Raw genomic sequence first — 12,404 nt, 5'->3', positions numbered from 1 at the left:
ATTTCGTCAAAATGCGCCTGGCGGTTCCATTTCCGCAATCCCCTGTGTAAATCCCCGGCAAAAGGGAGTGCAAAAATGGAGCCGCCAGGCGGAATTTTTGCGGTTCTCCAAATGCGAAAATTCCGCCTGGCGGCTCCATTTCCGCACTCCCTTGCGAATTCCGAGAAAATGCGAAAATTCCGCCTGGCGGCTCCATTTCCGCACTCCCCTGTGTAAATCCCCGGCAAAAGGGAGTGCAAAAATGGAGCCGCCAGGCGGAATTTTTGCGGTTCTCCAAATGCGAAAATTCCATTTTCGCACTCCCTTGCGAATTCCGACCAAATGCGAAAATTCCATTTTCGCACTCCCCCGTGTAAATTCCCGGCAAAAGGGAGTGCAAAAATGGAGCCGCTAGGCGGAATTTTTGCGGTTCTCCAAATGCGAAAATTCCATTTTCGCACTCCCTTGTGAATTCCGAGAAAATGCGAAAATTCCATTTTCGCACTCCCTTGTGAATTCCGAGAAAATGCGAAAATTCCATTTTCGCACTCCCTTGTGAATTCCGACCAAATGCGAAAATTCCATTTCCGCACTCCCTTGCGAATTCCGAGAAAATGCGAAAATTCCGCCTGGCGGCTCCATTTCCGCACTCCCTTGTGTTATTGTGTTAAAAATCGTCTTCAAGGGCCTCGTGGAGAACGAGGGTTTTGTATTCCTTGTAATTCTTAAACTGACGGGCCAGGTGTTCTCTGCCCTTTTCTGCGTAAAGTTCGTGAAAGCTGGAGAATGGATAATCCCTCAGATCCTTTGTATAACCGTGCTTCACCGGGTTGTCCAGCAGATAGGTGACCCGAATCATGTAGTCCCTGTTGTCATCTTTCTTCCGGGGGCAGTAATCCCAGTAATTCCACCATACGGGCTTTTCACACCTCGTGGCATCAAGTATCAGAAATGCCGAGGCACGGTGGATATTCCGGATGATTGCCGGCAGATCCTTTCCTCTGTGGCTTTTTCCCATCAGATGATAATGATTGTCCAGGATCACCCACTGATGCAGTTCCCAGTCATAATCGGCGAAATTTTTCCGAATGAGGCCGATGAGTTCTTTTTTCAGTTCCGGGTCGGCGAGCAGCATCCGCTTTTCATAAATGGCGGCTGTGATGAAGTAAGGTTTGTTGTCAAGCAGCAGATGCGCCGGCGTATGATCACTCCGTTTCAACATATATTTTCTCCTCCTTTCTGTTAATTTCCTAAAGTTCTGAAATTTTCCAAAGTCGGCAAAAGGGAGTGCAAAAATGGAGCCGCCAGGCGGAATTTTTGCGGTTCTCCAAATGCGAAAATTCCATTTTCGCACTCCCTTGTGAATTCCGACCAAATGCGAAAATTCCATTTTCGCACTCCCTTGTGAATTCCGACCAAATGCGAAAATTCCATTTCCGCACTCCCTTGTGAATTCCGACCAAATGCGAAAATTCCATTTCCGCACTCCCCCGTGTAAATTCCCGGCAAAAGGGAGTGCAAAAATGGAGCCGCCAGGCGGAATTTTTGCGGTTCTCCAAATGCGAAAATTCCATTTTCGCACTCCCTTGTGAATTACGCCGAAATGCGAAAATTCCATTTCCGCACTCCCCCGTGTAAATTCCCGGCAAAAGGGAGTGCAAAAATGGAGCCGCTAGGCGGAATTTTTGCGGTTCTCCAAATGCGAAAATTCCATTTCCGCACTCCCTTGCGAATTCCGACCAAATGCGAAAATTCCATTTTCGCACTCCCCCGTGTAAATTCCCGGCAAAAGGGAGTGCAAAAATGGAGCCGCTAGGCGGAATTTTTGCGGTTCTCCAAATGCGAAAATTCCATTTCCGCACTCCCTTGTGAATTCCGACCAAATGCGAAAATTCCATTTCCGCACTCCTTTGTGAATTCCGACCAAATGCGAAAATTCTATTTCCGCACTCCCCCGTGTAAATTCCCGGCAAAAGGGAGTGCAAAAATGGAGCCGCCAGGCGGAATTTTTGCGGTTCTCCAAATGCGAAAATTCCATTTTCGCACTCCCCCGTGTAAATTCCCGGCAAAAGGGAGTGCAAAAATGGAGCCGCTAGGCGGAATTTTTGCGGTTCTCCAAATGCGAAAATTCCATTTCCGCACTCCCTTGCGAATTCCGACCAAATGCGAAAATTCCATTTTCGCACTCCCCCGTGTAAATTCCCGGCAAAAGGGAGTGCAAAAATGGAGCCGCTAGGCGGAATTTTTGCGGTTCTCCAAATGCGAAAATTCCATTTCCGCACTCCCTTGTGAATTCCGACCAAATGCGAAAATTCCGCCTAGCGGCTCCATTTCCGCACTCCCTTGCGAATTCCGAGAAAATGCGAAAATCCCGACCAAATGCGAAAATTCCGCCTAGCGGCTCCATTTCCGCACTCCCTTGTGAATTACGCGGAAATGCAAAAATTCCGCATAAGTACCTGACCAAAAGTCTTCAGTCGGATAGTTGCTCAAATCCGATATCCAACCCTCTTTCATTGAAGATGACTTCATCAGGAGTTATCTTTATCTCAATATTTGCAAACAGCGTTTCGCCGTATCCGTTTTCACCGACAATATAAATTTCTTCCTGTCTTCTAATTTGTCTAAGCGTATTTCGTTCAGATGAACGTAACTTTTCAGAGAGTTGCTTTTCAGGTATGGAATATGATGTTCGTCTGTTTTACTGATTTGATCCTCCGCTCCTTTATTCTGAAACTTTGCCGGTGGGTGAGGCAGAGCCTCACGATATGCGTTACAAGGCAGAGCCTTGTAACGAGTAAAAGTTTTTCAATCGTATGAATTCGATTTTCATTTTTTCTTTCCTTAAATGGTTTTCTTTCGCCTCTTGCCCCACGGGATTCACTCACCAAATAAACGCTTTTGCTTTGAAATTTTTGTTTTTTTAGATTTCTTTGATGGGGTTGTGTTTTTCTTTCTGCCTTTGTCATGAAGCCCTAATGCGACTTCCTCGGCGTAGCGTTCATGGTTCAGGCGGAGGAGGCGGTCTAAGATTTCACGGCGGGCTGATTCGGACAGGGTGAAGCGGATGCCCTGCTTGGTTTCGTGAAACCCGTGTTCAAGATCAAGGTCTGTCCAGCCATATGCCTGGGCAACGGCGTTGTCCATTTGGATATGAAGCTTTCGGAGTTTTTCAATGTCGCTGTCGTTTTCATCTTCGCTGTGGAAGCGGTTGTAGGTGGCGGTTAAGCCTTCCTGCCGGGTTTTCATGATGGATTGGCGGTGGTCGTAATATTCCTGTCCAATATTCTCCAGATTATCATTTGTCTCTGGGAATGGAAATGTTTCAAAACAATCTGTTAAGTTGTAACGATTTCGTGTTTCAAGTGAAGAACCATAATAGCGTGCCCATACTTCATGTAGTGAAGATTGAAGAACTGCAAAATTAAAGAAAGTTTCAAGAGCGAACACATTTAGTGCATTGGAAAAAACTATTTTAGAGACCATAAATTCAAAGCAGATATATTTTGATACAACACAGTTGACAATTGGCATCTCAATGGAAGAAATAGCCCTATAAAGTCCTGGTCTCGCTTCATTATAAATCCACCAGTTATCGCGATTAGCCTTGCGTTTGACCGTTTGCCGATAAGGATAAACTCTTTCTTTTACAATTTGCATCAGCAAATTATATTTAGACGCGTTATCTTGAGTCATTCCTGAAAAATTGATTACCATTCTTGAAGAATTTTGATCAGGATGAGTTAAAAAATCTTTTCCGTTTAAGAAAGGCCAGATGAAATCTATTGACTTTGGTTCCTCCGCTATGATGTTCTTCTTTTCATCCTCTGATATAACAAATCCAAGTCCTCCTATATCAACACCTTTAAAGCCGATATTTGCTTGAGATAAAAGCTTATAAGGCTTTCTTTCATCAATTGCACTATCTAAAAAAGTAGAAATAAATTTTACAGCTTTTCCAGCCAAGAAGTATTGTCCTTGATAATTGCCTTTAAATATATATACACAGGCTATTTGGAGAGAAGCAGAACCCGGCCAAGGCAAATCTGGATCCGCTCTTATGATATGTGAACCATTTTTAACAATTGGAACAAGACTTGAATCCCTGTTATCTGTCTCTTTAATCGAATTTGTTGCAACGAGTCCCATGCAGCCATTCATCTTCAAAAGAGTTATTGCTTTACGAAAAAAACGAGCACATAGATCCGCATTTCCATGAACTCCTTCTTGAGTCAAAAGCAGCCAATCCCGATATTCATCACCGAAATAACTACTAATTCTATTACCCCATAGAAACGGCGGATTCCCTATAATTGCATCAAACCCCTCCTTCCGATGATCATCCATAAAAATTTCCGGAAATTCCAGAGGCCAATGAAACGGAGAATGATCCCCTAAGAGTTCATCTGCCTTTTCTCTCAGAGTGTCCACAATCTCAGTTGTCCTGAACGCTGAAAACCACGAAAAAAATTCCAGGCGTTTTTTTTCCTGGGCTGTCTTTGTTCCCTTCATCAGATACGGCGCAACAAACATATCCCCGGCCAGTTTCAAACGCCCGATCTTTGCCTCAGCCTTTTTATGCAGCGAGGCCTTGCGCTCCACATCCCGAATATCCAGACTTCGCATACTCTCCAACGCCTTGCGGTGAGCAATGGCATCATTGATCTCCTTGAGCATGGGCCTGAACGAATCCTCATCCTTATTTGTCGCAGACCAGTTTTTCAACTGCACCCGGTCCACCCCCAGCAGAGAATCACCGCATTTCAGCGCATGATCCAGAAACGTGAAGGGCCGGTTCTTTGCCATGGTTTCAAGCCATAAGGACAGCTTTGCCATTTCAACAGCCATGGGATTTTTGTCCACCCCATAAAGACATCGCTCGGAAATCAGCCGCAGCGCAAGCGTATATCGTTCATCTGAATCCTCCGGAATGGGATATTCCTCTTCTCCGTTATTCTTTGACAACTCCCCCTCTGGCGTGATGACAAACTGGCCCTCAGCATTCTTTTCAAGCGCATTCCAGGCCCCTGTCAGACATCTCGCAAGATATCGCCCGCCCTGCACCAGAAACGCGCCGGACCCCATAGCCATGTCACACACCTTGAGACTCAGAATCTCTCTAGCCGTTCTCAGTTTCCATTCTTTTTCGGGCCTGCCCTCGGAAACGCCCTCATACACCAGCGGCTCCAGCGTATGCCTTACAATGGGTTCTGTGAGTTCTGGCGGTGTGTAATGGGTTCCGCTGGTGCGGCGGTCTGTTCCCTGGGTCACATAAACACTGTTTTCAGTAATCACCACCGGATAGCCCATGGAATCTTCCCGAAGCAATGCCGCATAAGGCATGACACGCGCCTTCAAATCCTGATCATTGTCACACGCCACCAAAAGCTGTTGTTCGTCAATCACGGGCGGTTCGGCAAGCTCATGGCGGATGGCCTTGACAGTTCTGCCGGTCTGCTTTTTAAGAAACTTAATCAGTTCCTCCTCATCTTTTTCCCGGAGCCGTTCCAGTTCTGACAGCAGAACCTCTCCGTCCTTGTCTCTGCCGCATCGGAGTCCGAGAACAGGCTCCTCTGCGCGAACCGCGGTATGATCCAGAAGCCCCTCATACACATAACCGATCTGTTCCACGCCCAAAGAACGGAAAGACAACCGCCGTGCCTCCGCGGGACCGCCGCCGGGAATTTTTTCCTGAAGAATCTGCAACGCTGACAACAAATGTAACACCGTGCGATTATTCACAGGCAAAGGCATTGCCGGGGTATCTTTCCATGAGGTTCCTGGCTCACGCCCTTCCAAAAACGGAAACCGGTCCGGATCAAAAAGCCGCCCGCCATAAGCAGGAAGATGCAGCAAATCATGATTCATGCCGCCATACACGGCCCGGAATGTTGCAAGCAGACGATACCACGCGTCCTTTCTGTATTCCAGCACCTCCTCGCCAAACCGGTCCGCGTCTTTCTGAAGCTGTTCACGAAGCATTGAAATCGAATAATACTGATTATACAAATCCTCACCCAGCAGCAGAAGCTTGCGTTCCTCAGCAGAGAACAGGAATACCAGACGCATCATGATGGTCAGGGCCGCATCATAAACCGCTTTTTCATCCACATCCCTCAGCAGCGGAGACACAGCATTCTTATCCTCACGATCCAGCGACTGAATCAGCACCTCCACGGCCTTTCTCACCTGGAACCCGAGCTGATCTGTGACATCTTTCTGATTTTCCGCGCTTTCCTGGAAAAGTGCCTCAAGGGTATCTTTTTCTGACACGCCGACAAACCGGAGAGAAGAAAGCAGGCTCCGGAAGGCCCTCAGCGTGATATGTTCCTCAAACCACAAAGAAGCGTACCAAGTGACATAAGAGACCGTGCCTTCCTCCGGGGCATAAATCAGCATCCATTTCTCACCATTAGTCAGCAAGCCGGTTCTGACATCGCAGGCACGCAGCAGTTGCATCATACATGCTGCCGGGGACATACTTTCCTGTTTGCTTTTTTCCAAATCCTGATGCAAAGGCAAGACAGAAATCAGAATTCTGGGTTTGCCAGGAATGCCTATGCCTTCAGGATTCATCAAGGCAAAATCCGGCAGCGGCATGTCATTTTCCCGCGTCCGCACATAAAGATCAGACGGTAAATCTTTGCCCCTTATCAGCAGCTCCTCTTCAAGTTGTTCCTCTCCCCAGGCCAGGGTTTCTGTGATGACAAACCGGATCCATTCCTCATGGAGGGCAGGATCAGGACAAAGCCCCTGCTGATTATCCTGCCATTCTTCAAACGCGGCTTTCACATAGCGAAAATGTTCAGAATCATGAGTTTCCAGGCCCTGCGGAAAAATACGCATCAGCACCGGCAGGGACAGGAAAGGCCCTGAAACCTCGATAAGTTGTATCCATTCAATATGATGACGTGCAATTGACATTATTTATCCTTCCGAAAAAGTCCGGGTCCTGCATTTTCCTTTTGAAAGGCATCCGGAAATTGTTTGATAAAATCCTCTGTAGAAAGATCCGCGGCCGCGCCTTTTTTTATTGGTGTATCTATCTGCATGGATTATGGTTAAGAACGTATGGGGATTCGATTTCATCACAGTTCGGGTTCTGATTCAGACTCTCTTTTTCAAGACAGTATAAAAATTCTCCCTTTTTCCGATCATCAGTATAAAAACTTTCCTGATTATAACGGATTTAGGGGAGGGCCGACCAGGCCCTGTAAGGGCGGCATATTTGCGGGTGTGCCCCGGCTTTTACACAGGAACAGGTTTTATGTGTAAAAGGCGGGACGCATCCGTTTTTTTGCCACGAAGGCACGAAGGCGCAAAGTCTCACAAAGTCTCACAAAGTCTCTTTGTGCTTCCTTTGTGTCTTTGTGGCTGATTTTTTTGGATAAAAGGCGGGACACATCCGTTTTTTTTGCCACGAAGGCGCGAAGTCTCACGAAGTCTCTTTGTGCCTCCTTTGTGTCTTTGTGTCTTTGTGGCTGATTTTTTCGGATGTGTGAATGCCGGAGTCTTCAGATACCAGGATGCGGGGTGGAATGACCACATCCTCCGGCAATTCTCTGAGAGCCTGCAAATGATGGAGCAGAGCCGTCTCAATCAGAACTGTCTCTTTTTCCCCTTTGGCCTGAACATATTCATCCATCATTCTCTTGGTCTCCGGTGATACCCGTGCTGAAACCTGAATCTGAGATGCGATCATGCTGCCACCTCCTTTCTGTATCGGACAGAAATCCCTGCCATAACGCCAATCAGCCGTGCCATTGTCAAACCTTTCTTTTAAAATTAACATCCCACCCCGGCAATGAATTGCCGGGTTATTCTCAGTGGTCCCTCCGGGACTGAATTGCTCCCTTTTATTTCTTCTCATGGTTCCCCCTGCTTATATGTGCAAGGATTGTTTATAAGCAGGGATTTTTTTTATGATCATCCTTTTCTTATATCTGCAAGGATTTTTGATAATCATGGGGGCTTTTATGAAATGATATTATCACCATGAAATCAGTCTGAAATATATGCGGACCAGAAAAATATATGTCAGGCTCTCAACGTCCTGACATAACCTGCCTGGCCATATTCAATAATCTTTCTGTCCCGAGTTATCAGGGTTGCTCCGAGTTCACGCGTAGCCGCGACGATAATGCGGTCAGCAGGATCTCCGTGAAAATCTCCGGGTAATCGGCTGCTTTCTATTGCTATTTTCGGAGTGATCGGAGCTAATCGGACACCCGGAGCTGTCAGTGCCTGTTCAACCCATGTCAGAACATCTCCTGAAAAAGAAATTCTCCCTTTCGCTTCCAACATGCCAATTTCCCAGATCGAAATCGCAGAAATACGAATATTCCCGTTTGCCGCCGCGTTGTTGATCGCTTCCAGGCAGACAGAGGAACCTAATGTCTTATCACCGTTCATCAGCCAAATCCAAACATGGGTGTCTAACAAAATAAGGGGATTATTCATCGGCTTTCCATTTCTCTTCAAGCGGTTTTATAATATCCTCCCGAATTTCAACCATCCCTTTTAAAAATCCAAAAATTTCCTGTGTGCGCTCTTTTTTTCCCAAAAAAGGGATCAGATGGGCAACAGGTCTGCCGCTGTGGGTAATGGTGATGTCTTCCGGGTTCTTCTGAATATTTTCTATCAGTTCCATACATCTTTCTTTAAATTGTTCGGCTGGAATTTGCATTGTCGTTCTCCTCAAAAAATGTCTTTCTATATCTGCAAGGATTGTTTATAAGCAGGGATTTTTTTTATGATCATCCTTTTCTTATATCTGCAAGGATTGGTGATGATCAAGGGATTTTTTGTGAAATTATGAAATGATCCCTGTACTTTTGGGAACAGAATATGACATCCTGTTCAGAATGGCGGAGCTGTCGTTGCCGGACAGGGTTTGCAACCCCGTCCGGCAAAAAAACTGTCATTCCTGCGAAAGCAGGAATGACAAAAAGAAAAACTCAAAAATCATTTTTCAGCAAGTTTGTTGGGAATCAGAAACGTCACTGCCACAGGAAACAGCCGCGGGGTGGGATTTTCGTATTTTTTATGAACCGCGTTTGTCTCCCGTTCAATTTCATAGGGGATTTCCTCCAGACGGACTTGCAGACTGTCCCGGTTTTTTTCGAACTGTTCCCGTTCCGGATCTGACCATAATGAAAGCTGCTGAGGCGCTTCGGTTTTCAGTTCGTTCGCGATATTTTCCGCCAACTGGCTTAAAATTTCTGTCATATCCCGAACTTCTCTGCTTTCCCGGTCATCCAAAAATTTCTGAAGATTTTTGGTCCGATCCCGCATCCGTGCTTCAAGGGACTGGAAAAGGGGCTTTTCAATTGTTGCCCATAACTTGTTCAGTCGTTTTTCAATCTTTTGCGAAGCCCGAACCGGCAGCGCGGCTTTTAAGGCTTTCTGAACCTGTGTCACATTCAGGCGTTTAAAACGTCCCTCCCGGATGGTTCCCCCGGCAGTGATGATTTCCTCATGCAGACGGTGATGAACCCCGCCAAGGACCACCAGACGCCCATAAGCAATGACACCGGGCGTGTCAAGAACACTATCCGGAACCTGTCTCGCGGTGACCCGGTTCAGATATTGCTCTGAATCCGAAGACCATATTTCCGCACGCAAAAGCCGGGTGGCCATCTGAACCAGCCGGTGATTCAGATGAATCAGGACCACGTCATCCCTGCCCTGTGCCACAGAATGATCAAATGTGACCGGTCTGATTTCTCCGGTGTGGGGATGGGCAATGCCTTCCGAGCATCTCGCCCAGCTTCCTTGGAGAACAGGCAGGATATATACAGGAGAGGAAGTTCGCTGACCTGCGGGATCCGGATATATTCCCGGAAGTTTGGTTTCCTCAAGAGGCGGCTGATTTGCAAGTGCCAGGGCCGCGGATACCACCGCATGAACATTTTCAGGTGACACCCTGAGTTCACGTCTTGATTCCTGCAACTGCTCATGGAGTTTGCCAATCTGATGTCGCAGATCACGTTCAAAGCGCAGTTGCTTCCGAGGCGCTCCCGCTGCCGCTTCCGCGTCCCGGGTGTCCAGCCGGGTTCGCTTTCCCAGCATGGCCTGCTCAACCTGAGTGGCAATGACCGGGCCGACTTTGCCCAAATCCTCCCGAATCTGATTCACCTTGATCACCGCCCGCATTAAAAATTCAAGGTCCCCTTTCAGCTCTCCCGGAGAAACCGTTTTATCATGAGCATCCCTCTCAAACCCCTTTGTGACAAAATGATGAATCAGCACCTCAGATGATTTTTGTCCGTGGCGGTCCAGCCTGCCGTTTCTCTGTTCCAGCCGGTTGGGGTTCCAGGGGATTTCATAATGAATCAGGCGATGACAGTAATTTTGCAAATCCAGCCCTTCGGAAGCCGCGTCTGTTGCCAGAAGAATCCGCACCGAAGATTTCTCAGGCGTTGTCTGAAACGCGGCTTTCACCTGTTCCCGGTCTTTGGTATCCATGCCGCCGTAAATGAGCATGAGCCGGTCATTGCGGGCAAAATTTTCTCTCACAAGTATGTCATGCAGCCATTTCTGAGTGGTGCGATATTCCGTAAAAATCAGCACGCGCTCATTGTTCCATTTCCCATTGGGGCGCAAAGTTTCATTCAGCCATCTGATAAGAGTGTCTGCTTTGGAATCCCGAATGGCAGAAGCTTTTTCAGCATAGGTTTTCAGTTCGGTCAGAAGCTTCTCCTCCTCGGGACGCAGATCACGGAGAACCGAAGTGGCATTCTCAACAGCTTCAATGGTTCCGTTTTCATACACATCATCATCGGCAAAATCCTCCTCGATTGCTTCAAGACGTTTGCGCAGAATGTCCAAAGAGGGACGTTTTGTAACCGACCGTTTCTTCTGTCCTGAATTGCGAAGGGTCTTTATATGCTGTTCCAATGTGGACAGGAATGCGGCAGGTGAGCTGAACAGTCTTTTTTTCAGCAGCTTGAGGACAAATTCCGTGGCATATTTTTCAGAACCGTCTGAAATGCTTTGCCTGCGTAATTCCGTGTATTCTCTTAATTTCTGATGCGCTGTCTGTTCGGTTTTGCCATAATCCACCTCAAGGGGTTCAATGACACGGGTTGGAAAGCGGGAGGTCCCGTCCCATGAAAAAAGTTCTGTTTTCAGACGGCGCACCATCACGGCCGCAAGTTGATCAGGTGTGGGCCTGACTGCCCTGGCAAAGCGCTGGTTATCCAAAAGTTCCAAAAGGGCGGAAAAGCTTTCCGGATACCCGTTATGGGGCGTTGCCGTGAGAAAGAGCTTATGTTCAAAATGCGGGGCAAGGGTCAGAATGGTCTTTGTGCGCAAAGAAGGAATCGCATAATTCCCCGCCCCGGACGGGGCCACATTATGGGCCTCATCCACAATGAGCATATCAAAACGCCGGGGATACGTGGATTTTCCATGGGCAGGCAACAGTTCCCGGAACAGGCGCATGGGACGGTCACGCTTGAGAAAGTCTATGGAGGTGATGAGCCGGGGGAAGTGATTCCAGGGGTTTACATGCAGCCCCCGCTCACGCCGCAGTTGTTTCATCATCCTGCTGTCAATAATACGGAATTCCAGCCCGAATTTGTCCCGCATCTGTTCCTGCCACTGGACTTGTAAGGAAGCCGGACAGATCACCAGAACGGTTCTGGCCCTGTGGCGGAGAATCAGCTCCTGAATCACCAGACCCGCCTCAATGGTTTTGCCAAGTCCCACATCATCTGCAATCAGGAGATTCACCCGCGGCATTCTCAGGGCACGGACAACCGGATCCAATTGATAATCTTCAATATCTATGCCGCTGCGAAAAGGGGACTGCAGGGACTGAATATCAGCAGAAGAAACCGCCCCCCATCGGACCGAATCCAAAAAAGCATCCAGCCGCGGGGGATCATCAAAGCCATTCGGAGATGGCAACGCAGGTTTTTCAAAAATACGGGTTCCGGGTTCTATCTCCCAAAGCACCTGAAGTTCATCCCCCAGGGCATCATCTTCCACAGAGGAAAGCGATACCAGGTGCATGGGCTTTTTCAGACCTTGTGCGGACAGATCCGGTGGAAAACAAGGAACGTGAACCTCGGTGACGATAAAATTTCGGCTGCGGACATCCACGAGCTGACCAGGTTCCGGAAGCGTGGTTCCTGAAAAATTTACCATTATATTTTTCCTTTACGAACAATTGGTTTGATCCCCTGATCAGACTGACGATCTCAGTTCATCAGGTTTTGTCATATTCAGCAGATGGAAAATCCATATCCATCTGCTGATACTTGCTCCTCTTTGCGCCAGTTGATTATTTTAAACTGATTTGACAATGAAAGCAAGGAACAAAAAAATATGAAAGTCATTTCAGCCGTGCCTCGGCATTTCTTCCATATCGTCTGCCAGACGGATATCCGAATGATGTGTCCCTGCTTTAAAACAATGCC

At 47.5% G+C, this 12,404-nt stretch carries 8 protein-coding genes; all 8 read right to left on the bottom strand.

What is annotated here, in order from left to right; translation table 11 throughout:
* Window positions 1–6: 6 nt before the first annotated feature.
* The 8 genes from dnm_RS28985 to drmD all read right to left on the bottom strand — a co-directional run bounded on the left by dnm_RS28985 (window position 7) and on the right by drmD (window position 12,132).
* On the bottom strand, window positions 7–336 hold the full coding sequence (locus tag dnm_RS28985; RefSeq protein WP_207680343.1) for a hypothetical protein: 330 nt from the start codon (window positions 334–336) through the stop codon (window positions 7–9).
* Window positions 337–646: 310 nt separating this feature from the next.
* On the bottom strand, window positions 647–1,201 hold the full coding sequence (locus dnm_RS28980) for an REP-associated tyrosine transposase (RefSeq protein ID WP_207680342.1): 555 nt from the start codon (window positions 1,199–1,201) through the stop codon (window positions 647–649).
* Between the two features lie 1,658 nt (window positions 1,202–2,859).
* Window positions 2,860–6,903 carry an Eco57I restriction-modification methylase domain-containing protein gene (locus tag dnm_RS28975; RefSeq protein ID WP_207680341.1) on the bottom strand — a complete coding sequence of 1,348 codons (4,044 nt, stop codon included), beginning with the start codon at window positions 6,901–6,903 and terminating at the stop codon, window positions 2,860–2,862.
* Between the two features lie 341 nt (window positions 6,904–7,244).
* Window positions 7,245–7,418 (bottom strand): hypothetical protein, encoded by a 174-nt coding sequence (locus dnm_RS28970; protein WP_207680340.1) that lies wholly within the window; start codon window positions 7,416–7,418, stop codon window positions 7,245–7,247.
* Window positions 7,415–7,849 carry a hypothetical protein gene (locus dnm_RS28965; protein ID WP_207680339.1) on the bottom strand — a complete coding sequence of 145 codons (435 nt, stop codon included), beginning with the start codon at window positions 7,847–7,849 and terminating at the stop codon, window positions 7,415–7,417. The genes dnm_RS28970 and dnm_RS28965 overlap by 4 nt, the downstream gene beginning before the upstream one ends.
* A gap of 167 nt (window positions 7,850–8,016) precedes the next feature.
* Window positions 8,017–8,439 (bottom strand): type II toxin-antitoxin system VapC family toxin, encoded by a 423-nt coding sequence (locus tag dnm_RS28960; RefSeq protein ID WP_207680338.1) that lies wholly within the window; start codon window positions 8,437–8,439, stop codon window positions 8,017–8,019.
* Window positions 8,432–8,665, bottom strand: coding sequence for a type II toxin-antitoxin system Phd/YefM family antitoxin (locus dnm_RS28955; protein WP_207680337.1), 234 nt, complete (start codon window positions 8,663–8,665; stop codon window positions 8,432–8,434). Before dnm_RS28955 ends, dnm_RS28960 begins: the two co-directional genes overlap by 8 nt.
* A 278-nt stretch (window positions 8,666–8,943) precedes the next feature.
* Entirely contained in the window at window positions 8,944–12,132 is a 3,189-nt protein-coding gene (gene drmD / locus dnm_RS28950) for a DISARM system SNF2-like helicase DrmD (RefSeq protein ID WP_207680336.1), read from the bottom strand.
* Window positions 12,133–12,404: the final 272 nt, after the last annotated feature.

Source organism: Desulfonema magnum (genome assembly GCF_017377395.1).
GTDB lineage: Bacteria > Desulfobacterota > Desulfobacteria > Desulfobacterales > 4be13 > Desulfonema_C > Desulfonema_C magnum.
Note: the sequence above shows the minus strand (reverse complement) of the source record. Positions and strands in the feature narration are given on the sequence as shown.